This window comes from Comamonas sp. lk, from assembly GCF_900564145.1.
Classification (GTDB): domain Bacteria; phylum Pseudomonadota; class Gammaproteobacteria; order Burkholderiales; family Burkholderiaceae_C; genus Comamonas.
On sequence record NZ_UOOB01000001.1, the window covers coordinates 2,908,903 to 2,934,016 of the forward strand.

The 25,114-nt window shown below is 60.0% G+C and carries 19 protein-coding genes and 1 pseudogene; 9 read left to right on the forward strand and 11 right to left on the reverse strand.

Annotation, left to right across the window (positions count from 1 at the left end):
• Positions 1-115 precede the first annotated feature (115 nt).
• Both imuA and EAO39_RS13245 read right to left on the reverse strand, forming a co-directional pair.
• The gene (gene imuA, locus EAO39_RS13240) at positions 116-1,030 is read right to left on the reverse strand and encodes a translesion DNA synthesis-associated protein ImuA (RefSeq protein ID WP_120968057.1); all 915 of its coding nucleotides are present in this window, start codon (positions 1,028-1,030) and stop codon (positions 116-118) included.
• Between the two features lie 140 nt (positions 1,031-1,170).
• Positions 1,171-2,430: an HD domain-containing phosphohydrolase gene (locus EAO39_RS13245; protein WP_240467106.1), complete on the reverse strand. Its 1,260-nt coding sequence runs from the start codon at positions 2,428-2,430 to the stop codon at positions 1,171-1,173.
• Positions 2,431-3,164: 734 nt separating this feature from the next.
• Between EAO39_RS13245 and EAO39_RS13250 the strand changes: the two genes are divergently transcribed.
• From EAO39_RS13250 to EAO39_RS13260, 3 genes are read left to right on the forward strand one after another with little or no spacing between them, the layout of a single operon-like run.
• Entirely contained in the window at positions 3,165-4,877 is a 1,713-nt protein-coding gene (locus tag EAO39_RS13250; protein WP_120968062.1) for an OmpA family protein, read from the forward strand.
• Between the two features lie 24 nt (positions 4,878-4,901).
• On the forward strand, positions 4,902-6,458 hold the full coding sequence (locus EAO39_RS13255; protein WP_120968064.1) for a hypothetical protein: 1,557 nt from the start codon (positions 4,902-4,904) through the stop codon (positions 6,456-6,458).
• The gene (locus EAO39_RS13260; protein WP_120968066.1) at positions 6,455-7,339 is read left to right on the forward strand and encodes a hypothetical protein; all 885 of its coding nucleotides are present in this window, start codon (positions 6,455-6,457) and stop codon (positions 7,337-7,339) included. Before EAO39_RS13255 ends, EAO39_RS13260 begins: the two co-directional genes overlap by 4 nt.
• 84 nt (positions 7,340-7,423) lie before the next feature.
• On the opposite strand, the gene EAO39_RS13265 is transcribed toward EAO39_RS13260, so the two are convergent.
• Positions 7,424-8,065 (reverse strand): 3-oxoacid CoA-transferase subunit B, encoded by a 642-nt coding sequence (locus EAO39_RS13265; RefSeq protein WP_120968068.1) that lies wholly within the window; start codon positions 8,063-8,065, stop codon positions 7,424-7,426.
• Between the two features lie 2 nt (positions 8,066-8,067).
• A complete protein-coding gene (locus tag EAO39_RS13270; RefSeq protein WP_120968070.1) occupies positions 8,068-8,775 on the reverse strand; it encodes a CoA transferase subunit A in 708 nt (235 codons plus the stop codon).
• A gap of 74 nt (positions 8,776-8,849) precedes the next feature.
• Between EAO39_RS13270 and EAO39_RS13275 the strand changes: the two genes are divergently transcribed.
• On the forward strand, positions 8,850-9,392 hold the full coding sequence (locus EAO39_RS13275; RefSeq protein ID WP_120968072.1) for a PAS and helix-turn-helix domain-containing protein: 543 nt from the start codon (positions 8,850-8,852) through the stop codon (positions 9,390-9,392).
• Positions 9,393-9,727: 335 nt separating this feature from the next.
• The gene (gene katG, locus EAO39_RS13280) at positions 9,728-11,926 is read left to right on the forward strand and encodes a catalase/peroxidase HPI (protein WP_120968074.1); all 2,199 of its coding nucleotides are present in this window, start codon (positions 9,728-9,730) and stop codon (positions 11,924-11,926) included.
• Positions 11,927-12,030: 104 nt separating this feature from the next.
• On the opposite strand, the gene EAO39_RS13285 is transcribed toward katG, so the two are convergent.
• The 3 genes from EAO39_RS13285 to EAO39_RS13295 form a co-directional block, all read right to left on the reverse strand.
• A complete protein-coding gene (locus tag EAO39_RS13285) occupies positions 12,031-12,534 on the reverse strand; it encodes a DUF6882 domain-containing protein (protein WP_120968076.1) in 504 nt (167 codons plus the stop codon).
• A gap of 150 nt (positions 12,535-12,684) precedes the next feature.
• Positions 12,685-13,548: a transglutaminase family protein gene (locus tag EAO39_RS13290; protein WP_120968078.1), complete on the reverse strand. Its 864-nt coding sequence runs from the start codon at positions 13,546-13,548 to the stop codon at positions 12,685-12,687.
• A 218-nt stretch (positions 13,549-13,766) separates the two neighbouring features.
• Entirely contained in the window at positions 13,767-14,243 is a 477-nt protein-coding gene (locus tag EAO39_RS13295; protein WP_120971068.1) for a YetF domain-containing protein, read from the reverse strand.
• A gap of 233 nt (positions 14,244-14,476) precedes the next feature.
• Here EAO39_RS13295 and EAO39_RS13300 point away from each other — a divergent pair, with 233 nt between their 5' ends.
• Positions 14,477-15,058 carry a peroxidase-related enzyme gene (locus tag EAO39_RS13300; RefSeq protein ID WP_120968080.1) on the forward strand — a complete coding sequence of 194 codons (582 nt, stop codon included), beginning with the start codon at positions 14,477-14,479 and terminating at the stop codon, positions 15,056-15,058.
• Between the two features lie 38 nt (positions 15,059-15,096).
• On the opposite strand, the gene EAO39_RS13305 is transcribed toward EAO39_RS13300, so the two are convergent.
• From EAO39_RS13305 to EAO39_RS13320, 4 genes and pseudogenes are all read right to left on the reverse strand, one after another.
• Positions 15,097-16,431 (reverse strand): sigma-54 dependent transcriptional regulator, encoded by a 1,335-nt coding sequence (locus EAO39_RS13305; protein WP_120968082.1) that lies wholly within the window; start codon positions 16,429-16,431, stop codon positions 15,097-15,099.
• Between the two features lie 23 nt (positions 16,432-16,454).
• Entirely contained in the window at positions 16,455-18,407 is a 1,953-nt protein-coding gene (locus EAO39_RS13310; RefSeq protein ID WP_120968084.1) for an ATP-binding protein, read from the reverse strand.
• Between the two features lie 214 nt (positions 18,408-18,621).
• Positions 18,622-19,863, reverse strand: a pseudogene (locus EAO39_RS13315) (dicarboxylate/amino acid:cation symporter); the annotation flags it as partial.
• Positions 19,864-20,173: 310 nt separating this feature from the next.
• Positions 20,174-20,596, reverse strand: a complete 423-nt coding sequence (locus tag EAO39_RS13320; protein ID WP_120968088.1) for a thioesterase family protein — start codon at positions 20,594-20,596, stop codon at positions 20,174-20,176.
• Positions 20,597-20,845: 249 nt separating this feature from the next.
• Here EAO39_RS13320 and EAO39_RS13325 point away from each other — a divergent pair, with 249 nt between their 5' ends.
• The 3 genes from EAO39_RS13325 (at position 20,846) to EAO39_RS13335 (ending at position 25,097) form a co-directional block, all read left to right on the forward strand.
• Positions 20,846-22,552: an electron transfer flavoprotein-ubiquinone oxidoreductase gene (locus EAO39_RS13325; RefSeq protein ID WP_120968090.1), complete on the forward strand. Its 1,707-nt coding sequence runs from the start codon at positions 20,846-20,848 to the stop codon at positions 22,550-22,552.
• Between the two features lie 569 nt (positions 22,553-23,121).
• Positions 23,122-24,090 carry an ABC transporter substrate-binding protein gene (locus tag EAO39_RS13330; RefSeq protein ID WP_120968092.1) on the forward strand — a complete coding sequence of 323 codons (969 nt, stop codon included), beginning with the start codon at positions 23,122-23,124 and terminating at the stop codon, positions 24,088-24,090.
• 122 nt (positions 24,091-24,212) lie between these two features.
• Positions 24,213-25,097: an ABC transporter permease gene (locus tag EAO39_RS13335; RefSeq protein ID WP_120968094.1), complete on the forward strand. Its 885-nt coding sequence runs from the start codon at positions 24,213-24,215 to the stop codon at positions 25,095-25,097.
• Positions 25,098-25,114 lie beyond the last annotated feature (17 nt).

Sequence of the window (25,114 nt, forward strand, 5' to 3'; positions counted from 1 at the left end):
CGGGGCGGCGATGGCGCTGCACCACCTGCCTTGTCTGGCTGCAGCGCAGCCAAAGGCCAGGCGATCCAGTGCGGGGAAGGCAATGCGGCGGCTGTCATGGCGGTTCCTCTCAGAGCTATGCGGCCCCGTGCAGAGAGGCCGCGACGCCGGAATCCAGCGACTGCGCTACCCGGCCTTGCATAAGCAAAGCGGCCTCGGCACTCTGGGCGGCACGGCGGCTGGCCTGGGCTTGCAAAATGGGCGCCCAGGCCCACTTCGAAAGCGATAGCTGTATGGGCAATTCCAGTGCGGGCCCACGGCGTTTCAGTATCTGAATCTGCAGCGCGTGCAGCGTATTTTCCTGGGCGGTCTGAGGCGCTTTGTCCAGGCGCAGGCGCAAGGCCGCCGGCGTGCTTTGCTGCTGCACGCTCAACTCCTGCCACAGCCACAGCGGCCGCCCCTGGGATGCCGCAGCCCAGTGCAGGCGGCGCAAGCTGCTGGCCGGCAATGAGGGCAACCAGGCCAGCAACGCCAGCACATCCCGGCAATGCAAGGCCTGCTCGCAAGCCCAGGCCAGCTCATGCACGGGCAAGGCCGGCGGTTTGTACACGCAGCACAGTTGCTCCGGGGCAATGCCTGCAGCCTGCAGACTAGGTGCAAACGGCAGATACGGCGGCTGCATCAACACAATTTTCCGAGTTGCCAGCCTGCCGGAAGGCTGGGCTTGATCGGCTGCTTTGGCCCGCCCAGCCTGTTCCGCCAACGCAGGCAGCAGCAAAGCCCATTCGGCATGGCAGTGAGCGGCCTGCAGCACCTCGGTCAGGCCACTGGCCGGCCAGCCGCCGCCGGGCAGCTCGGCATCCAGCGCCGCATGGCCGGTGGGCCAGGTGCTGCTGCGCTGGCTGGCATGCCAGTCCGCGCCGCGCCAGACACCGGCAATATCTTGCAGCGCATCCGCCCCCTGGTGCCTGGTACGCGCCAGATCCTCTTCGCACGCACTCCGGCCTGCGGTATTGGCAGGGTTGAGAGAGGCGCTGAGAGGCAAGGACATGGGCTGAAAGTCACAAAATCAATTTACTGTATAAATATACAGTAAACAGACTTGATGGCAAAAACCATGACCCTGAAAGCTGCAAACCAACGAAAAACGCCGGCTGAAACCGGTGTTTTGGGGGATCAAGCTCAGAAGCCTCAATCCTGCGATGGAGCTTTCACCTGTATTTGCATACAGGCATCGCACCATTGGCTCACCACCGCATCCAGCGGATGGCCGGGCTCAGCCGGGGGCGGCCAGCGGCGCAGACAGGCATTGACGATGGCTTGCAGCTGCCACAAGGCCTCCCGATTGACCAATGCCAGCTCGTTCATGCCCTCCGCATCGTCCTTGAGGTAGTTGAGTACGTCCAGTTGCTGATCGGGGTGTGAGCCAGCCTCGGCCAGCTGTTTTTGCAGATGCAGCAAGCTGGTTTGTACAAAGGAAGCGGCTTCATGGTTAACCAGATCTGGCCTGCCCTCGTCCTGCCCCGTCTGCAGCAGCTTCTCCCACATCTGAAACACCGCAGACAGCGCCGCCACGCCATGCGTGACTTCGGCCAGCAGCGGTGCCAGCGGCGTGCCGGGGCTGATTTCGTCATAAAGCAGCGGCAGCATTCGATGTACCAGCGCCAACGGATAACGTTTGTGGTTCATGCGCAGCATCAGCGACAGGCGCTGGCCCGGCATGTGCTTGAACTTGTCAAAGAAAGCCGCCACCACTTCGGCCAACAGCAAAATCTGCCCCATGGGCGAGATGGCATCGCCCGGCACTCCGCGCGGATAGCCGGAACCGTCCATGCGCTCATGGTGCTCCAGCACCGCCATCTCCACCGCCCGAGAATACACGCCGGCACTGCGCACTACCAACATGGCCGTGATCGAATGCGCCACCAGATGTTTGCGCTCCTCGCCGCTGAGGCGGTATGCAGCATCCGTCCAGGCCGGGTCCATATAGAGCATGCCCACATCGTGCAACAAGGCGGCAGTGGCCAGAGGCACGCATTCGCGCTCGCTCCAGCCTTCCTGCCGCGCCAGATAAATGGCCACCAGCGCCATCTGCAGACTATGGGCAAACAATTCGGGGCGCTGCTCACGCATCACCGTGAGCTTGAAAGCGATCTGCGGCGGCAGTTCGATGCCGCGCAGCGGAGCCAACAGCCGTTCAGTCCCGCCTTGCGATTGCACCAGGCGCTTCATCAACTCTACGGTTTCGCACTGCACCATGGCCTGGGCCTGCAGCGCCGGAATGTCCACCAGATGTTCCGTGAGTAGATGGCTATCTATGGGGTCGCGCAGCTTGTGCTGTATGAGCCTGTCATACATGCGGCTATCCATGCGCGCGCCCTTGTCTACGAGCTTGATGCCTTTGTCGGTGTAAATGGCCTCACCCGTCACCACCTTGGTGTGCTCGGCCATATCGCTAACGGCACGCAAAAAATGCGCACCGTCTTCGTGCGGCTCCACTTGCGGCTGACTCAGCTTCTGCGCTGTGTTTTCACTCATTGCAAATTTCTCGATATTCAGAGTGGCTTGTACTACCTGGCACATCGCAGATTTACGACTGCGACAAGGCGCGAAGCAACAAGTAACGACGGCAAGGCTCAGCGTCCTCGACGAAGCAACGATAGACATGAGCCCAGTGGGGCGGTCCGGATGACCAGTCCAAGGTCAACCAGAAAGGCCACCTACAGACAACGCCTGGCGGCTTTGCATAAGCACCAGTATGGCTTGAATACGAATTCAATCCGGCTCTAGTGTTTGATTCAATACGCAAAAAGCTAGCGATCTTGAAGCCTCCAAATACCGAACAGAGCACACCAACCCACATCACCACCCGCCATCCTGCATTTTCAGATTTTATTCCAACACATTCATGCACCGGCTTCAAAATATTGCCCCAAACACCGAAAACAGAAGTAAGCCCCAACTATTTAAATAAGCAAAACCAAGTACCTAGATGCTTGTTATTTTTTGTTACCATCATCAAGTTATTTCCGTGTCCCAGTCAAATTTTCACCGATTCTCGAGCTGTATTTTGTGTCAGGTTTTTCATACCAAAGCTCTAGCACAAAATTTTGCATTAATCTCATAGAAATCCTGATTGGCGGAAATCATATCCAATAATCAAAAAACATAGCAAAAGAGAGAAAATGCTAGCGAAAGCAAACACTTACCATCGATTCACAAGTTTGGTGATTGCGATGTCGCTGGCAGGGTGTGCCACTACAGGCAATGGGTCTGGCGGAGTTCAAAAAGCATTGACCGACACTTTTGCCAGCGATGACCCATGTGCTAATAACGCCAGAAATATTGGAATAGCGGTTGGCGTGGTAGGCGGCATCTTGCTATCCAAAGTGCTGGACGCCAAGCTGGGCGCAGCCATCGCAGGAGCCGCCGCTGGCGCCCTGGTTGGTGGCTTGATTGGTGCGAATATCGATCAAAAGCGCTGCGAACTATCCAAAATTGCCAAGCAATACCAGCTTGATATGGAGTTCACTCCATTAGCCGTATCCGCAGAAGCGAAAAAAGATGAGCCTTCGCAAGCATTTTCCATGACAGTGCGTGATGCACAGGGAGATTCTGCACAGTTTCTTCCCAACTCAGAACAGCTGACGCCACGCGCTAGGGAATATTTTCTGCAAATCGCAAAACAATATGCACAGACTCACCCCCCCTCCGGCGCCAAACCTGAGCAAGTCAAAGCCTGGCAAAAAACCGTTCAGCAACGCCGTTTGCTGCTGATTGGTCATACAGACGATACCGGCAACTCTCAGGGCAATGCCGATCTTTCCGAGCGCCGCGCCAAAGCCGTGGCACAGCTGCTACGCCAAAATGGCGTTCCTCAGGATCAGCTGTATTTTCAAGGTGCTGGTGAAGGATATCCGATTGCGGATAATGAAACAGAACAAGGCCGAGGTAAGAATCGGCGCGTTGAGTTTGTAGAGGTTTATAGCGACGAGGCGCTGGCTTACTACATTGAAAATCGCCGTGCCAATTACGCGCTATATCGCGCCGTGCCATCAGGATCTGCATTTACATCAGCGGCAGATTCAGGCGAAAGCACGGCCTTTACCCACCACAGCAAAACTGTCCAGGCTCGCCCAGTCAAAAATGCAAGACCTGCGGTAAGCACATCCGCCAAGGCTGCGGCACCTCAACACACAGCAAGCGCCAAGGCTGCGCCAGTCTCATCCGCAGCCACCAAGGAAGATGCCGTTCGCCCTACAAGCAGCATGACGGCAGCAGCATCCCAGCAGACCGCCCCTTCCCCTGTGCTGCCCACTGGGGTGCTGGACTTTGGCGGAACTCCTTTGTCAGCCAAGACACGGTTGGTCAGCCTGGGCGCACAAACACCACCCAAGAGCGGCTTCGGTCTGCTTTCTACAGCCCATGCCAGCAATGACGCACCCTTCATCGCCCGTTGCGACAATGACCGTCCGCGCAAAATTGGCGATGTCAAAACAATGACGGGCAAAAGCTACCGCACCAGCGAGCACATGAAGGGCTTGTACGGAACCACCTGGGCGCAACAGATCAATGGCCATCTGGTGGTGCTCAACAAGGTGGCTGTTCTGCGCGACGGCAGCTCTCCACAATCGCCAGAACTGAAGTTCTACGCCGACTATGACTCCAGCAAGTCGGCCACGGCCAAGCCGGTCTGGAGTGGCAATCCAGCAGTCAACGTCTATCAGGGCAGCAACGGCCTTCTCTACCGTGTATTTGCCAACAGCCCGCAAGGCGCGCGCTGCATGGACATTCTCTTCCCGCAGGACGGGGGCAAAAGCGCCAGCGACGGAAAGCTCATCTACGGCAATGTAGAGCAGCTGTTTGCCACGGACTTCAAGCCTCGCCAGCAGCTCTAAATCACCTCAAACCAAGTCATTCACATGAAAGAAATTCTGACCACTTACCCGGTGGCTGTCTGGAGCGTTGTCAGCGTGCTGCTGGCCGCCATTGTTATCTCTGCGCTGTGGGACAAAGTCAAATGGTGGTGGATGAACACCTGGTACAGCTTTCCACTGATCGGTCATGTGGCACGTCTGTCCAAGGACGTCAGCACCGATTATCAGACAGGCGCTTTTCAGGGAGATCTGAAACTGTGCCGCGACTACAAGAAGTTCATCCAACTGCGCAACGAGCATGACTTCAACGAAAAAATCACCTACCTGACCAAGGCTGGCGACCTGGGCCGCAGCGGCACACCGGTTTTCATCTGGCTGTTGACCACCTTGCTAGTGTTCGTTGAAGCCATGGGTTTCAGCTATGTGCTGGCCGGCTATACCATCCCAGGCGCCAGCGAGAACACCCAGCAAATGGGTGCACTGGGCATCGCCTTTCTGATCTCCGTGCTGCTGGTGGCTCTGACCCACTTCGCAGGCCACGAACTGTACCGCTCCGGCAAGATCAAGCAATCGCGCCGCAGCTGGCTCGATGGCGGTCGCAAGAGCGACCTCTTTACCAAGGAAATCGCACTGGCCGAACCCCAGAGCGTGGACAATCACCTGCCCGTCTACACCCAGCTGATCAATCGCGTAGGTGCACACCCTCAATATGCGATCACGATTGCCACCGTCATTTTCGTGGCCATGGTCGCTGTGGGCGCAACCTATGTGCGCGGCAAAGTACTGGAAAAGACTCTGACACAGGAAGTCGCTGGCCTGAGTCTGAGTCTGAACACCGGCAGTGGCGGTGAACTCAAACTCGATGGACTGGTGCTGCCCACGGACGATCAGGCCCGGGTGCAGGAAAGCAAGGACAAGGTCTTGCATGACACCCAGAATCTGGATCGCGACGGCGGCTGGGGCACCTTCATCGTGCTGGCCGTGATCTTTGTGTTCCTGCAGTTCCTGGGCGTGCTGTTTGGCTACAAATGGGGTTTTGCAGGCAAACAAAGCGCGGATGCTTTCCGAGCCATAGGCAAGGGCCGGTTCACCAGCTATGAAGATGTGCGAGCGCATTACCGCAATGTGGCCGATGCCGCACAAGCCCAGCTGAGCAGCCTGGACCAGCGCCGCCAGGAAAGCGGCCGCAGCGGCACCAGCAGCGCCGCACAAGCGAACAAGATGAGTTTCAAGGAGTTCATGGACCGCGAGCGCAGTGAAGATGTGCGCGACCTCAACAGCCAGCACCAGCACACGCAGGCATACACAGCCTCTCCGACAGCGGCTCAGGCACCGACTGTGCCAGCATCAGCGCCAGTGGTAGCTCCCACAACAACCACTGTCGTCGCACCTGGCTCTGCGGCCATCACCGCGCCTGTGCTCACAGAAATTGCCACCGCATCCACACCCGCCTTGAGCACGGTGGTCGTGCCAGCCGAATCTGAAGACGATGAACTGGCCCGCCTGGAACGTCAACTGGCCGAGCGCAAGGACGCCCAGCGCCGAGCCAAGATTGAGCAGATGAAAAAGGAACTGGCCAATCTCGAAGGGGAACAGTCATGACGGCCTCCTTCAGCTTAGGCCGCCCCACCGCGCGATTGCTGAGCATGGGCTTGGCAGCTGGATTGGCACTCGGCCTGGCCAGCACGGCGGCCTCGGCAGACACGGGCAACAATGCTTTGCCCGACTGCTATCAGTTCGCACAGATCAAGCGCCAGACGCCTGCCAGCGTACAAACCGAGCTGTTTGTGGTGATTGATCAGACCACGCCGTTCAGCGGCGAGCTGCGCCAATCCCTGGCCCAGCAGATTGGGCCCTTGCTAAGCCCAGGCAATGCGTTGTCCGTATTCGCCTTCTCTGCTTATACGCAGGGCTATTACACACGCCGCCTGCTGCATGCTCGCATGGATGCACCCATGTCTGCCGACGCCCGCGACGATGCAGGAAAAGCCTTGTTGCAAAAATTTGATCAATGCTTGGTATTTCAGAAACAAGGCATTCATAAGCTGACACAGGAGGCACTGGTCAAGATTCTCTCGCAGGCCAGTTCCAGCATCGCAAAATCGGATGTGCTGGGCAGCCTCAAGGACATCTCGACCCAGGTTCAGGCCTCACCCGCCCAGCGCAAGATTGTTTTACTGGCGTCGGACATGCTGGAAAATTCCTCGGTCAGCAGCTTCTACAGCAGTAAGGCCGTGCGCAAAATTGATGTGGCGACCGAGTGGAAGAAAGTGGAGAGCAATCAACTCACTGCAGACTTTGGCGGTGCTCAGATCTATGTACTTGGTGCAGGCTTGATCGATAGCGACACGCAGAAAAACGGTGTTTACCGCGACCCGCAAACCATGAACGCCTTGCGCGCCTTCTGGGAGCAGTATTTCACAGCATCCCACGCCAAGCTGGCAGGCTTTGGCACGCCGGATCTGCTTGGCAAGATTCAATAGCCTCCTTCAATCCAAGCGTTATTGGATCCATAAAAAAACCCGCTTTCGCGGGTTTTTTTGTCTTGCTCAAAGCCTTGTAATCTCTCAGGCCCTGAGCAGGGTCACGCCGGTCTTGGACTGGATCTCGTCGAAGCTCACGCCATCGGCCAGCTCCACCAGTTTCAGGCCCTCGGCCGTCACATCCATCACGCCCAGGTCGGTGATGATACGGTCCACCACGCCCACGCCGGTCAGCGGCAGGGTGCAGTCGGGCAAGATCTTCAGGTCGGTCGTTCCGTCTTTTTTCTTGGCCACATGTTCCATCAGCACGATCACGCGCTTGACGCCGGCCACCAAATCCATGGCGCCGCCCATGCCTTTGACCATCTTGCCGGGAATCATCCAGTTGGCCAGATCGCCTTTTTCAGACACTTGCATGGCGCCCAGAATCGACAGATTGATCTTGCCGCCACGGATCATGGCAAACGATTGGTCAGAGCCAAAGATGGACGAGCCCGGCAGCGTGGTCACAGTCTGCTTGCCGGCGTTGATCAGGTCGGCATCGACCTGGTCTTCAGTGGGAAACGGGCCAATGCCCAGCATGCCGTTTTCCGACTGCAGCCACACTTCCTTGTCGCCCGTGTGATTGGCCACCAGGGTGGGAATGCCGATGCCGAGGTTGACGTAGAAGCCGTCTTCGAGTTCTTGCGCCGCGCGTGCGGCCATCTGGTCTTGCGTCCAAGGCATGGTCAGGCTCCTGCTTTCTCAGTGATCGTGCGCTTTTCGATGCGCTTTTCGGGGTGGGCGTTGTGCACAATGCGGTGCACATAAATGCCGGGCAAATGGATGTCGTCAGGAGCGATAGCGCCCACTTCCACGACCTCTTCCACTTCCACGATGCAGACCTTGCCGCAGGTGGCCGCTGCCGGGTTGAAGTTGCGAGCCGTCAGGCGGAACTGCAGATTGCCGCTCTTGTCGGCGCGCCAGGCCTTGACCAGGGACACGTCCGCCACGATGGAGCGCTCCATCACATAGGTCTCGCCGTCAAACTCGCGCTGCTCCTTGCCTTCGGCCACCAGCGTGCCCACGCCGGTCTTGGTGAAGAAGGCGGGAATGCCGGCGCCGCCAGCACGCATCTTCTCGGCCAGCGTGCCCTGGGGCGTGAACTCCAGTTGCAGTTCACCGGCCAGGTACTGGCGCTCAAACTCCTTGTTTTCGCCCACATAGCTGGCGATCATCTTCTTGATCTGGCGGGTTTCCAGCAGCTTGCCCAGGCCAAAACCATCAATGCCCGCATTGTTGGATGCCACGGTGAGGTTTTTGACGCCGCTGTCGCGCAGTGCGTCAATCAGCGCTTCCGGAATGCCGCAGATGCCAAAGCCACCAACGGCCAGCAATTGCCCGTCAGCCACAACGCCCTGAAGCGCCGCGTCTGCGGATGGGTAGAGCTTTTTCACAACTGTCTCCTTCAGATTAGATGCGATACGATACTACGTAGTTGAGTAAGTAGTTTTTCGTAAAGAGCAGCACTATGGTGATTGATTACCGGTTGGCGTTTGAAGCGGCTCCTGTGGGCCTGGTCATCTCACGCAATCGCACCATGATTGACTGCAATCGGCAGCTGTGCGAGATGTTCCACGCCTCGCGCGAGGTGCTGATTGGTCAGTCCTTCCAGGTACTCTATCCCAGCGCCGACGAGTATGAACGATTGGGCGCCCGGATTGCCCCCATCCTCAATACCAAAGGTTTTTACAGCGACAACCGCATCATGAAGCGCGCCAACGGCGAGGCTTTCTGGTGCCACGTCACCGGTCGCACGCTGGATAGAGACGACCCGCATGCCTCGGGCATCTGGAGCTTTGAAGACCTCTCGGCCCAGCGCACCGTCAAGGCCGAACTGACCGGGCGCGAACGCGAAGTGGCAGCGCGCCTGCTTGAAGGGCTGACCTCCAAGGAAATCGGCCGCGCCCTCAATATCAGTCACCGCACGGTAGAGATTTACCGCGCCCGGCTGATGCGCAAATACGGCGCCTCCACCGCCGCCGATCTGGTGCACAAGCTGGTGGCAGGCTAGCAGCAAAGCGTCTGGGCTCAAGCCCATTCCGCCCCACCCTCCCTCAGGTCAAACACCAGACTTTGAGCCTGCGCACTTGTGCAGATGCTCGGGCTCACCTACGCTTGAGCGGCGGGCAGCAAGCGACCGCATCCACACAGCTTCGTATATTTTTACTATGGTGGCGCTTAGTAATTTCAATAGCAAAAAATCGCCTCTGCGCAAGCCTTGCGCCGATAATTCATTTCAATCGATTGCAAACAACTATCGATTTGAATTGATTGATATCTTCCATGCGTTGATATCTCTCCCCTGACCTGGCCCGACTTGTCGGAAACGTTGAAACGGAGAACCCCATGACCACAGAATCCAAGTGCCCTTTTCACCAGGCCAATAGCGGCACGGCCGCTGCTGGCGGCACCACGAACCAAGACTGGTGGCCCCAGCAGTTGCGCGTGGATCTGCTGAGCCAGCACTCGGCCAAGAGCAATCCTCAGAGTGCCGATTTCAACTATGCCGACGAATTTTCCACGCTGGACTATGAAGCGCTCAAGCGCGATCTGCGTGCGCTGATGACCGATTCTCAGGACTGGTGGCCTGCCGACTTCGGCCACTACGGCCCGCAATTCATTCGCATGGCCTGGCACGCTGCCGGCACCTACCGCATCCAGGACGGCCGTGGTGGCGCAGGCCGTGGCCAGCAGCGCTTTGCACCGCTGAACAGCTGGCCCGACAACGTCAACATCGACAAATCGCGCCGCCTGTTGTGGCCCATCAAGCAAAAGTACGGCAAGAAAATCTCCTGGGCCGATCTGATGATGCTCTGCGGCAATGTGGCGCTGGAGACCATGGGCTTTCGCACCTTTGGCTTTGGCGGCGGCCGCAGCGACACCTGGGAACCCGATCAGGACGTGTACTGGGGCGCAGAAAAGCAATGGCTGGCCCCCACCGACAACCCCAACAGCCGCTACAGCGGCGAGCGCGATCTGGAAAACCCGCTGGCGGCCGTGCAGATGGGCCTGATCTACGTCAACCCCGAAGGCCCGGACGGCAATGGCGATCCTCTGTCTGCCGCCCGCGACATACGCGACACCTTTGCCCGCATGGCCATGGACGACGAGGAAACCGTGGCCCTGATCGCCGGCGGCCACACTTTTGGCAAGACCCACGGCGCAGGCCCGGCCTCGCATGTCGGTCCCGAGCCTGAAGCCGCCGGCCTGGAGTTGCAAGGCCTGGGCTGGGCCAGCAGCTTTGGTTCCGGCAAAGCCGGCGATGCCATTACCTCCGGCCTGGAAGTGACCTGGACCCAGACGCCCGCCCAGTGGAGCAATTTCTTCTTTGAGAACCTGTTCAAGTACGAATGGGTGCAGGAGAAAAGCCCTGCCGGCGCCATTCAATGGGTGGCCCAGGGTGCAAGCGATGTCATACCCGACGCGCATGGCGGCCCCAACAAAAAGCCCACCATGCTGACCACCGATATTTCGCTGCGCGTGGACCCGGCCTACGAGAAAATTTCGCGCCGTTTCCTGGAAAATCCGCAGGCTTTTGCCGAAGCCTTTGCCCGCGCCTGGTTCAAGCTGACCCACCGCGACATGGGCCCGCGCGAGCGCTATCTGGGCCCCGAAGTGCCCAGGGAAGAGCTGATCTGGCAAGACCCCATCCCTGCCGTCAAGCATCCGCTGGTCAATGATGCCGATGTGGCCGCGCTCAAGGCAAAGCTGCTGACCTCCGGCCTCACGGTACAGGAGCTGGTGGGCACGGCCTGGGCTTCGGCCTCCACCTTCCGCGGCTCGGACAAGCGCGGCGGTGCCAACGGCGCCCGCATCCGCCTGGCTCCGCAAAAAGACTGGTCCGTCAACCAGCCTGCGCAACTGGCCCGCGTGCTGGGCGTGCTGGAAGGCATACAGCGCGAGTTCAACAAGGCCGCCGATGGCGACAAACGCATCTCGCTGGCCGATCTGATCGTGCTGGCCGGCGGTGCCGGTGTGGAAAAAGCCGCAGCCGATGCTGGCGTGCATATCACCGTCCCCTTTCACGCCGGCCGCAACGATGCGACAGCCGATCAGACCGATGCCGAATCCTTTGCACCGCTGGAACCCAAGGCCGATGGCTTTCGCAACCACCTGCAAGGCCGCTTCCCTGCCCCTGCCGAAGCCTTGCTGATCGACAAGGCCCAGTTGCTGACACTGACCGCCCCCGAAATGACGGCATTGATCGGTGGACTGCGAGCCATCAACATCAACACCGGCGGCAGCCAGCATGGCGTGTTGACGGCCACGCCCGGCAAGCTGACGAATGACTTTTTCGTCAATCTGCTGGACATGGGTACGCAATGGCAGGCCTTGCCCGATGGCAGCTACGAGGGCGTGGACCGCAAGACCGGCGCCAAGCGCTGGAGCGGCACCCGCGTGGACCTGGTCTTTGGCTCCAACGCCGTGCTGCGTGCCCTGGCCGAGGTCTACGCCGAAGCCGATGCCAAGGACAAGCTGGTCAAGGACTTTGTGGCCACCTGGGTCAAGGTCATGGACCTGGATCGCTTCGATCTGAAGAAATGATGCGCGCCAAGGCCTTGAGCCTTGGCTGAGTGTCAGAAATGAAAAACGCCCTTAGGGGCGTTTTTCATTTCAATCTTCTGACCTGCTGCCCGTCACATCCGAGCTCAGTTCGCCAGCGTGCCTTCCACTGGCGCCAGCTGCATATGCAAGATGCTGAAGTACAGCGTCACATCGCCTTGCTTGTCGATGAAGGTGCCCATGGCGCGCTGCAAGCGGGCAGCGATACACAGGCATTCCGTGGCTTCGGGGCGGCCGCCTTGAATACTGGCCGTGGTCAGCAGCGCCAGCTGGTTGTCGCGCCCAAAATCATGCACCACCTCCAGGGCCTGGCCGTGCTGTGGGGGAACGGCTTCATTGGCCCAGCTCCACAAGAAACTGCCTTCGCTGTCGCTGCTGGTGCCTACCAGGCATACGGTAGCTACGACTTTGTGCAGCGCGCCTTCCAGCACCAGAATGGCTTTGTCCAGATCCCAGCGGTAGGCAGGTGATTCCTGCAGGCCAAACTGGCCAGGCCATTCGGCATTGCGAGCCATCATGGTTTGCACGGCTTCGCGGCTCCAGGCGGCCCAGTCCGGGGCGGTGTTTTCTATAGGGTTGGCTTCGCTCATTCGCTATCCTGTGTTCCGAATGGCAGCGATTGTCGGTCCAATCCAGAGCACTGTGACTTTGGTCGCTTTTGCCACCCGCCCCATAGGCTTTTCCTGGCCCCGGCGCTGGCCGCTTTTTTCAGCCCCGCTGCTTTTTCTGGCGCCGCAGCGCTAGGCGGTGGAGAGCGCCAGGTGGGTATGACTGGGCAAGCTCACGCCATGGGCCTCGTCGCTTTCGGCAAGCACCCGGATACGGGGCTGCTCGCTCATCACGCCGCCGAAAATGGTGGCAAACGCCACGTCCGCAGCATCGCGCCCTGTTGCCAGCCGCATCATGCCCATGGGAATGGCTGTGCCGGAGGGATCGAACAGGTACCAGCGGCCACCGAGATAGACCTCCACATAGGCATGAAAATCGGAAGGCCCCAGGGCGGGATCGGCACCGTAGTCGGTTCCCGTCACAAACCGGGCAGGCAAATTGCTGGCCCGGCACAGCGCAATCATCAAATGGGCAAAGTCGCGGCACACCCCTACCCGCTCGACCAGCGTGTCCACCGCCGCAGTGCTGGCATTCGAGCTATTGGAGCGAAAAGTCACATGCTGTCTCACCCATTCGCAAATCGCCTGTGCCCGCGCATAGCCCTGGGGCAGATGAGCAAACAGGCCCATCGCAAAATTGGCCAACCGATCTGACTGGCAATAACGGCTCGGGTAGATATAGTGCAGCACCTCCAGCGGCAGCTGACTGACGGGAACCTCGGCAATTTGCGCAGGCTCTGCGCAAAAGTGGGTGATGGCCACCGTGGCCAGATAGCGCACATGCAAAGCACCTGGCTCGGCACTCAGCCGCAGGCAACGCTGACCCACATTCTGGCTTTGCTGCACTTCCCAGCGGGCATGCTTCTGACTGATGTCGAGACTCTCGAATGACACCGTCTGATACTGCGTGCATGCCGCATGGATGTAGAAAAAGAAGTCGGCACCCGGTTCAAAGACCGTATACGACAACTCGAGTTCCAGCTGGAGTTTGACCATTTGCGTCTCCGGCCGCCAGAGTATGAGGAGGATTCCTGCCGCTGAGGAAATACTCCCATCTGCGCCACGCATGCTGGTCTGCCTGAAGATTCATGCGCTTGCGCCAGTATGAAGCGGCGCAGCGGCGCCAGCTGTCAGGCAAACACCAGTTTGGACTCTCCGTGTGAAGCCATGCCAGCATGCCTGCTGCGGCCCTGCATCGCACGCTTGCCTCAGCTTCAGTCGGCCGTCCGGCGCCGCAGCACCACGGTAATCAGACCATTGGTTTCAATGGTGGCGCGCTGCACCTCATGGGCATTCAGGCAGCCGTTGGCTCGCAAGGCAGCCTCCAGATCATCCGAGGTAATCTGCTCGCGCTGCAGCAGCGTGGGATCGATGCGCCCTTCCTCGATCAGCACCGTGGGCTTGCCGTCGATCAGATGGCGCAGTCTCTCAAAGCGAAACGTCAGATGCGAGAGTCCCAGATGACATGTGATCAGCGTCGTGGCGCTGATCAACCCGCCCACCAGAGAGTTGTCGCCCGCGTTCATGGAGTTTTGCACCGCGTTGGACAGGATCAGCAGCAGCACCAGATCGAACGGCGCGTACTGCCCTGTCTGGCGCCGCCCCGTGAGCCGCAGAAAAACCAGCAAGAACAGATACACCGCCACGCCGCGCACCACGAACTCCCACCAAGGGACGGCCATTTGCCACATTGCATGCTCCTGAGTCCTGAATGCAAGCAGCATAGCGCGGGGCGGTTCCACGGCATCCATACTTGCGCAAGGTGTCAATAAATCAATAGCATCCAGCGCAATATAGATAAGCACTGCAGGCCATTCAGACATAAAATCGGCATCCACCCGCGGCAGCATCTGCAACACAAACGACAGCATTACAGCAGCCAGGCATGTCATGCTGGGTCTTCTCACCTCCAGGAGACAGACCTATGAAGAACCGCTACCCCTTCCCCGATCTCAACACCCTGCCCCAGGACATCAAAGATCGCATCGCCGAGGTGCAGGAAAAATCAGGTTTCATTCCCAATGTCTTTCTCGCCTTTGCGCGTCGCCCGGCGGAATGGCGGGCTTTCTTTGCCTATCACGATGCGCTGATGGTCAAGGAGGAAGGCTCGCTGACCAAGGGCGAGCGCGAAATGATTGTCACCGCCACCAGCGCGGCCAACCAGTGCCTGTACTGCGTGGTGGCTCACGGCGCGATCCTGCGCATTTATGAGAAAAAACCGCTGATTGCCGACCAGGTTGCCGTCAACTACCGCAAGGCCGATATCAGCCCGCGCGAGCGCGCCATGCTGGACTTTGCCATGAAGGTCTGCCTGCGCAGCCAGGAAATTGACGATGCCGACTACGAAGCCCTGTATCCGCATGGTTTTGATGACGAGGACATCTGGGACATCGCCGCCATCACCGCTTTTTTTGGCCTGTCCAACCGCATGGCCAGTTTTGCAGGCATGACGCCCAACACCGAGTTCTATCTGATGGGCCGCATCCCGCGCGAGAAAAAAGCCTGAGGCCTCAAGCTACGGGCAGCAGCCCGCTGCACGCCGCGTCACAAGCCATATTTGCGAATCTTGTCGTACAACGTGGTCTTGGGCGTATTCAGCGCCTGCGCGGTGCGGGTCAGATTGCCTTCATTGGCCCGCAGCGCTTCGGCGATCAGGGCACGCTCTATGGATTCCACGGTAGCGGCTAGCGACTGCGGATTCGCCACCGCTGCCGCGCCAAACGGGGCAGAGCCGGCTTCTATGCCCAGCGTCATGCGCTCGGCCACATTGCGCAACTCGCGCACATTGCCGGGCCAGTCGTGGGCCATCAAGGTGTTCAGGCGCTCGGCCGTCAGCTCGGGCACGGGGCGCTGGTGACGGGCCGCGGCCTGCAGGGCAAAGTGTTCGAACAGCAGGGGCACATCTTCGCGGCGCTCGCGCAGCGGCGGCAGATTGAGCGTGGCCACATTGAGGCGGTAGTACAGGTCCGCCCTGAACTGGCCCTGGCGGCTGAGCTCCAGCAAATCCAGTTTGGTGGCCGCAATCACGCGGCAATCCACGGGAATCAAGGTGTTGGAGCCCAGGCGCTCCAGCACCCGCTCCTGCAGCACGCGCAAGAGCTTGATCTGCATGGCAATAGGCATGCTTTCGATTTCATCGAGAAACAAGGTACCGCCACTGGCATGCTCGATCTTGCCTATGCGCTTTTTGCCGGCGCCGGTAAAAGCACCGGCCTCGCTGCCGAACATCTCGCTGTCGAACAGGGTCTCGGGCAGGCCGCCGCAGTTGATCGCCACAAAATGGCCGTTCTTGCGGTTGCTGGTCTCGTGCAGACAGCGGGCCACCAACTCCTTGCCGGTGCCGGTTTCACCCATGATCAGCACATCAGCCGCGCTGGCGGCCAGACTTTGCACGGTCTGGCGCAGCTGCTGCACCAGGGGCGAGCGGCCCAGCAATTGGCCTTGCAGCAGATCGCGGCTATCACGGCTTTGCAGTTGCTGGCGCAGGGAGCGCACCTCCAGCACCAGGCGGCGGCGCTCCAGCGCACGGTGCACGGCGTTGACCAGCAACTCGGGCGCAAAAGGCTTTTCCAGAAAATCCTGCGCCCCGTCCTTCATGGCCTGCACTGCCATGGAGATATCGCCGTGGCCGGTGATGAGAATCACCGGCAGCTCGGCATCCATGGCGCGAAGCGCGTGCAGCAGCTCCAGCCCGCTCATGCGCGGCAGGCGAATATCGCTGACCACCACGCCCTTGAAATCCGGCGACAGCTGCTTGAGCGCCAGCTCTGCACTGCCCATGCACAGGCACTCCAGGCCCTCGAGTTGCAAGGCCTGCTCGCAGGCCATGGCGACGTCGGCGTCATCTTCCACAATGAGGACTTGGAGGGAGGAATTCATGGGCAAGGAGAAAGGCAGTCAGTTCAGGCGAGCGGCTGAGTATCCACTAACGGCAATAACAAGGTGAATACTGCCCCTCCTTCAGGGTGATTACGGCCTTGCAGCATGCCGCCGCTGGCCTGGGCAATATTGGCCGACAGCGACAGGCCCAGCCCCAGTCCCTGGCCTTCGGGCTTGGTGGTGAAAAACGGCTCGAACAGATGGGAAGCGGCCTGCTCGCTCAAGCCCGGGCCGTGGTCGCGCACGGTGATCTGCGCCCATTGCTGGTTGCGCGTGCATTCCAGCTCCACGCAGGAACGCCTGCCGCTCAAAGCCTGATCCTGCATGGAATCGAGTGCATTGCCCAGCAAATTGACCAGCACCTGCTCGACCCGGCCGGCATCGCACCAAGCCATGACAGGCGGGTTGGCGCTCTTGCGAACCACCATGGCGCCGCTGCGGGCAATGCGCGCCTCCAGCACGGCCAGCGCGGCATCCAGCGCCTTGTCCAGCTCCACGGGCGCCGGCTTGCCAAAGGACTTGCGTGCAAAGTTGCGCAACTGCCCGGTAATGCGCCCCATGCGGTCGGCTAGGTCGGCCATGCGCTGCAGATTGCTGCGCACCACCTCGTGCTGCCCCCGCTCCAAAAAGCGCTGGCTGTTGCCGGCCAGCGTGCGCAATGCCGCCAGAGGCTGGTTGAGCTCGTGAGCGACCTCGGTGGAGATCTGGCCAATCACGGCCAGCTTGCCCGCATGCACCAGCTCGTTCTGCGCAGCGCGCAGCGTGGCTTCGGCCTGGATGCGCTCGCCTACCTCTTGCTGCAATGCCGTGTTGGCCGCTTGCAGATCGGCGGTGCGCTGCTCCACCTTGGACTCCAGCACCGCATAGGCTTGCTGCAGTCTCTGTCTGGCGGCCAGTTGCTCGCGCGCATGCTTGCGGCGCTGATAGAACTGGGCAGCCAGCAACAGGATCAAGGCAATCACCACGGCGGCCACCCAGGCACGGCTTTGGGCCAGTTGCATGGAAGCTTCCGTTGGCGAGAGCACGGACAAGGTCCAGGGCGTGCCTGCCAGAGCCTTCGATTGCAGCAGGAACTGGCCGCTGCTGAAGGCAGGCGAGTCCTGCTCGCCCTGGGCGATGTGCAGCAGTTGCGCGCCGGCGGTTTGGCCGGTGCCGCGATCTTCTAGCGGCTGCTCCAGCTTCCAGCCCAGAGGCTTGAGGCTGCGCCGGTTGTATTGCTGAGAGGATTGCAGACGCGCACGCTGTGCGGCATCAAGCTCCGTCAGCGTGGCAAAACGCCAAGCCGGCACATTGCTCAAGATGAGCACGCTGTTTTCATCGCTGACCCAGACCGGCGACTCGGCCGTGGCCCAGGACTGCTCCAGCTGAGCCAGCCCGACCTTGACCACGGCCACACCCACATCCTGGCCCTCGCCGCTGTTGACGGTGCTGGTCAGGTAGTAGCCGGGCTCGCCGCGCGTGGTGCCGATGCCAAAGTAGCGGCCGGAGCCACCTTGCAAAGCCTGTTGTACATAGGGGCGAAAGCTGAGGTCTTCCCCCACAAAACTGTCGGGGCGCCGCCAGTTGCTGGATGCCAGCACATGGCCGCTGCGATCCACCAGATACACGCTGAGCGTGCCGGCGCGGCTGCTCAGTTGCTCCAGATAGGTGTTGGCCTTGAGTTGAAGCGCCGCGTTACCGGGTTGGGCCAGCACGGCTTGCACATCGGCCTGCAAGGCCACAATGCCGGGAAAGAAGGCGTATTTATCGATCTCGCGCTGCAAGCTGGTGGCATACAGCGCCAGCCGGTTGCGGCCGGCATCCTGCACCTCTTCAAGGGCGGCCTGCTCTGCGGCCTGATAGACCGCCCAGCCGCCCAGAACGCTCAGCCCCAGCCAGCACAGGCAGGCCAGCAGCAGGCGAAATCGGGGACGAAAGCGAAGCCGCGTTCGAGGACCCGATCCAGGGCGCAAAGAGGAAACAACGGGGGCAGTCATAGTGTGCCCCATCGTAGCAGCGCCCTGCGCTGCGCAGGACTGAGCCGCTCAGCCTCTGCGCAGACTTTCAACGGGCTCAGCCCGGGATGGCTTCGGTGCGGCCGGCTTCAGCACGACCGGCATCTGCGCGGGCAGCGCCGATGTGAGCGGCTTGCACAGCCGGCTCAGCCACAGGCATGGCGCTCGCAGGCGCCTGAGCCGTGCTTACGGCAGCGGCCTCGCTCTCTTCGTCTCCATTTCCTTCCCACTTGGCCACTACGGCGGTGGCGATGGCATTGCCCAGCACATTGGTCAGCGTGCGGCCCATGTCCAGGAAGTGATCAATACCCAGAATCAGCAAAATACCAGCTTCAGGCAGACCAAACATGGGCAGCACGGCCGCCACCACCACCAGCGAGGCGCGCGGCACACCGGCAATGCCCTTGCTGGAGACCATGAGCACCAGCAGCATGGTGATCTGCGCTGTCAGCGTCATCTCGATGCCATAGGCCTGCGAGATGAAGATGGCCAGGAAGGTGGTGTAGATCATGGAGCCGTCAAGGTTGAACGAGTAACCCAGAGGCAGCACAAAACCGGTGATACGTGGCTTGATGCCGAATTTTTCCAGCTGCTCCATGAGCTTGGGCAGCGTGGATTCGCTGCTGGCAGTAAAAAAGCCCACCAGCACGGGACCGCGGATCAGCGACAGCAGACGGAACACATCCTTGCCCAGCACCAGGTAGCCGGCCAACGTCAGCAGCACCCACAGCGTGGCCAGAGCAATGTAGAAACACAGCATGAACTTGCCAAACACGGCCAGCATGCCCAGGCCATGGATGGCGATGGTGCCGGACACGGCACCAAACACACCCAGAGGAGCAAAGCGCATCACGAAGTCCGTCACTCGCAGCATGATGTGGGAGGCTTCTTCCATAAAGCCCACCATGGCGTGCTTTTTCTGGTGGTTCAGCTGACCCAGAGCAATACCAAAGAACAGCGCAAACACCAGGATTTGCAGCACTTCATTGGTGGCCATGGCCTCGAAAATGTTCTTGGGGAAGACGTGGCTGATGAAATCGCGCAGATTCAGCGCCGAAGTCTTGAGCCCCAGACCTGCGGCACTAGTGGGCAGCTCCACATTCAGGCCGTAACCGGGTTTGAGCAGATTGGCGTAGAACAGGCCCAGCAGCAGCGAGATGAACGACGCCGCGATGAACCAGCCCAAGGCGCGGCCGCCCACGCGGCCGATCGACTTGGAGTCACCCATGTTCGCCAAGCCGGCCACCAAGGTGGCAAACACCAGCGGCGCAATGATCATCTTGATCATGCGGAGAAACACATCGGTCAGGATGCCGAAGTAGCTGGCAATGTTCTGGGCCGATTCAGGCGTGGCAGCGTAGGTGTGGACCAGATAGCCCACGACCACGCCCAGAGCCATGGCCAGCAAGACCATCATGGTCAGGCGATTGGATTTCATTGTTTTGGATGTCTTGGTATGCGTGATGTACCGCTCCAAGCCGCCTGGCGATCGGCAAGCGATCGACCCCCAGGCCTGGAGCAGCAAGACCGGTCACGAAAAAACGGGACTGAATCAGCATTCAGATCCGTGTTCACCACACCGGAATTCGCAACCGCGCGCACGCGGCCTGCACCAGTTAAAGCACGTTTCGTGCCAGCAGATAAATCAATGCCAACCCATTGATTTACTTATATCCTTCTTACACTCATGCATAAGACATGACGAAAATCCGAACATCAAAAAATACAATCATCCGGAATTCCGAACATCAAGCCATCACCAACTTGCGTATCCAGTCCGGCAGATCCGCCGCTTTTTGCTGGGGAAAATCCACCCAGATCACGGTGCCGCCTCCGGCTGCGCAGATCACGCCCGGCGCACTGAGACGCTCCATGGTGGCCCAGCTCTCGAAGGTGGCGCGCCCGGGGTCGCTGACAAAGAGTTTGAGCAGCACCTCGTCCGGATAAGCCAGTTGCTGATAGAAGTTGCAGAAGGCGTTGACGATGACCGGGCCCTGGCCTTGCGGGTCGGGATCGATTCCGGCGCTGGCCATCCAGTCGATGCGAGCCGTCTCCATGTAGCGGAAATACACCGTGTTGTTCACGTGGCCCATGGCATCCATATCGCCCCAGCGCACGGGAAAACGCATCTCGAACACCTGTTTCTTCTGCTCCGGCAGCTCGATTTTCATGCTGCAGTCTCCTTGCATTGCGCCTCGGACCCGTCCTGGCGCGCTAGTTGTTTTGGGGTATGGCAGCGGGCGATGCGCCCTCTAATCTAGCAACTCTGCCGCAATACGTAGTTTTGCGCTGTCACCTAATCCGCATCCTTATGTGGAAAGACCGACATAGAATCGCCCGCATTGCGGCATTTGCGACGACAGATTGACAAGGCCGCGTCCGCCAATTTTCTGATTCATTATTCAAGCGAGACACTCCCGATGACAAACGAAGAAATCCTGGCCCAGTTCGGTCCGCGTGAGGCCATGGAATATGACGTGGTGGTGGTTGGCGGCGGCCCCGGCGGTCTGGCCACGGCCATCCGTCTCAAACAGCTGGCAGCCGAAAAAGGCCAGGACATTTCCGTTGTGGTGCTGGAAAAAGGCTCAGAGCCCGGCGCTCACACCTTGTCGGGCGCCATCATGGACCCGCGCGCACTGACCGAGCTGATCCCCGACTGGAAGGAAAAAGGCGCGCCGCTGAACCAGGCCGTGACCGAAGACGCCATGGTCTTCCTGGGCGAAAAAAGCTCGCTGCGCACCCCCAACTGGCTGCTGCCCAAGTGCTTTCACAACGAAGGCAACTACATCGTGCGCCTGGGCTTTTTCAGCAAGTGGCTGGCCGAACAGGCCGAAGCCCTGGGCGTGGAAATCTTCCCCGGCTTTGCCGCTGCCGAAGTGCTCTACAACGAAGACGGCTCCGTCAAGGGCGTGGCAACCGGCAATATGGGCGTAGGCAAGGACGGCGAGCCCACGGGTGACTTCCAGCTGGGCATGGAGCTGCACGGCAAGTACACCGTGTTTGCCGAAGGCGCACGCGGTCATCTGGGCAAGCAGATCATTGCCAAATACCAGCTCGATGCAGGCAAGGATCCGCAAACCTACGGTCTGGGTATCAAGGAACTGTGGGAAATCGACCCCAAGCGCCACAAACCCGGCATGGTGCTGCACACCGCCGGCTGGCCCATGGACAGCAAGACCTATGGCGGTGCCTTCCTCTATCACCTGGAAGACAATCTGGTCACCCTGGGCTTCATTACCGGCCTGGACTATGCCAACCCCTACCTGTCTCCCTTCGAGGAAATGCAGCGCTGGAAGACGCATCCCAACATCCGCTACTACCTGGAAGGTGACGAGGCCAACGGCATCAAGCCGGCCAAGCGCATCTCCTACGGTGCCCGCGCCATCACGGCCGGCGGCATCTCCAGCCTGCCCAAGTTCGTCTTCCCCGGCGGCGCGCTGGTGGGCTGCGACGCAGGTTTCCTCAACGTCAGCCGCATCAAGGGCAGCCACGCCGCCATCAAGACCGGCATGATGGCCGCCGACGCCATCTACGAAGCCGTGACCGGCGGCCGCCAGGGCGATGTGCTGAACGCCTACGAAACCGCGTTCGAGAACAGCTGGCTGTACGACGAGCTATACAAGGCCCGCAACTTCAAGGCCTGGTTCAAGAAGGGCCTGACCACGGCCACCATCATGAACGGCTTCGAGCAATTCGTGCTCAAGGGCAACATCCCCTGGACGCTGCACCGCGACAAGCCCGATCACGCCTACCTCAAGCCTGCGGCCGAGTGCACTCCCATCAACTACCCCAAGCCCGATGGCAAGCTGACTTTTGACCGCCTCTCCAGCGTCTTCATCAGCAACACCAACCACGGCGAAGACCAGCCGGCTCACCTGACGCTCAAGGACGCCTCGGTGCCCGTGAGCATCAACCTGGCCAAGTACGCAGGCCCAGAATCGCGCTACTGCCCGGCCGGCGTCTATGAGTTTGTGGCCGACGTGGACAAGGGCGGCGACGCCCAGCGCCTGCAGATCAATGCGCAGAACTGTGTGCACTGCAAGACCTGCGACATCAAGGACCCGACCCAAAACATCGTCTGGGTCACGCCTGAAGGCGGCGGCGGCCCGAACTACTCGGGCATGTAAGCCAGCTCAAGCCGGGCCAACCCGCCCGGTCGCAGCAAAAATCCCGCCAAAGCCTGCCAATGCTCTGCATTGCAGGCTTTTTTCATGTCTAGCTCATACAACATTTGCGTTGAAAGCTATAAAAATAGAAGCAAACTCTGGGATCTTGGCCAGCATCCAGACAAACCCTAGCTTGCGCCGCACGCCGTCTCATCCGGAGCCCGATTTCCGCCAGTGCAGCAGCCCCTGAGACGCCTGGGCCAACGGCTTGCGCCTGCTCAAAATTCGTGCAATTCAAGAGCCTTCAGCAGCACAACGCAGGAAAAATGCAGCAGCAGCGCCAAAACAAAGTCCACACGACGCAAACCTGCAGTCGTTTTTCATAAATTACTGCACGATTAACCCCGTCAGTTTTCATTTCATGCAGCTTTCATGTCATTTTTTGGCGATCGCCGTCTAGGTGTAAACCGGGTTAAGAGGAACAACGAGACAAGCAGATGTGTGCAGTAGACTTTGCCGCAAGGCGCTGAGGCTACAACCTGGCCGTCTTACACACCATCTGGAACACATAACAAACGCTGGAGATACACATGAAGCAGCAGTCTTGGGCCCGCCTGGGTGCCGTGGCCTTGGCCATTTCCACCATCACCGGTGCCTACGCGGCCGATACCAAGTCGGTGGCCGTGACCGCCATTGTTGAGCACCCCGCGCTGGATGCCGTACGCGACGGTGTGAAAGATGCGCTGAAGGCCGCCGGCTATGAAGACGGCAAGAACCTGAAGTGGCAATACCAGAGCGCTCAGGGCAACACCGGCACCGCCGCCCAGATTGCCCGCAAGTTCGTGGGTGACAAGCCCGACGCCATCGTCGCCATCGCCACGCCTTCGGCCCAGGCCGTGATTGCCTCCACCAAGACCGTGCCCGTGGTGTTCTCCGCCGTGACGGACCCCGTGGCCGCCAAGCTGGTTCCCAGTTGGGCACCGTCCAAGAACAATGTGACCGGCGTGTCCGATCTGCTGGCACTGGACAAGCAGATGGACCTGGTCAAGCAGGTCGTGCCCAATGCCAAGCGCATCGGCATGGTCTACAACCCCGGTGAAGCCAACTCCGCCGTGGTCGTGAAGGAGTTGCAAGCTCTGCTGCCCAAGCTGGGCTGGACCCTGGTCACCGCCGCCGCTCCCCGCTCGGTGGACGTCTCCAGCGCCGCCCGCTCCCTGGTGGGCAAGGTGGACGTGATCTATACCAACACCGACAACAACGTGGTCTCGGCCTACGAGTCGCTGGTCAAGGTGGGTCAGGACGCCAAGATTCCTCTGGTCGCCTCTGACACCGACTCCGTCAAGCGCGGCGCCGTGGCCGCCTATGGCATCAACTACCGCGATCTGGGCGAACAGACCGGCCGTATGGTCGTGCGCATCCTGAAGGGCGAGAAAGCCGGCGACATCAAGCCTGAAGTCAGCACCAAGATGGAACTGTTCGTGAACCCCGGCGCTGCTGAAAAGCAGGGCGTGAAGCTGTCCGAGACTTTGGTCAAGTCTGCGGCCACCGTGGTCAAGTAATCCCCGGTCTGTGACTTGCGCTGCAGCCTCTCAGGCCCGCAGCGCCAGCGCAGCGGCAGGCGCCATGGCAAACATGGCCCTGCCGATTTTTTTAGACGTTTGTCGCGCCTGTCGCTCTCTCTATGTCTTTATTTTCCATTCTCGGCGCGATTGAGATCGGCCTGATTTTCAGCCTGGTGGCGCTGGGCGTCTTCATCTCCTTTCGTTTGCTGCGCTTTCCCGACCTGACGGTCGACGGCAGCTTCCCCCTGGGCGGGGCCGTCTGCGCCATCCTGATTGCCCACGGCACCAATCCCTGGCTGGCCACGCTGGCCGGCACGGCCGCTGGCGCGCTGGCCGGCTTCATCACCGGCTGGCTCAACGTAAAACTCAAGATCATGGATCTGCTGGCCTCCATCCTGATGATGATCGGCCTGTACTCCATCAATCTGCGTGTCATGGGCGGCCCCAACGTGCCGCTGATCAACGAGCCCACGCTGTTCACCATGCTGCAGCCGGACAATATCGAAGACTATGTGATGCGCCCCATCATCCTGACGGGCTTTGTCATCGTGGCCAAGCTGGCTCTGGACTGGTTCTTCGCCACCGAGCGCGGTCTGGCGATTCGCTCCACCGGCTCCAACGCCCGCATGGCCCGCTCCCAAGGCGTGAACACCGGCGCCATGATCTTGCTGGGCATGGCGATTTCCAACGGCCTGGTCGGTCTGGCCGGTGCCTTGTTCGTGCAGACCCAGGGTGGCTCCGACATCTCCATGGGCATCGGCACCATCGTCATCGGTCTGGCGGCCGTGATCGTGGGCGAAAGCATTCTGCCCTCGCGCAAAATCATCTGGGCCACGCTGGCCGTGGTGATTGGCGCCATCGTCTACCGTTTCTTCATTGCAGCGGCGCTGAACATCGACGCCATCGGCCTCAAGGCCCAGGATTTGAACCTCGTCACTGCCGTGCTGGTGACCGTGGCTCTGGTGATTCCGCAAATCAAGAAAAAACTCGGCAAGCGCAAATAAGAACGAAGGAAATGCGG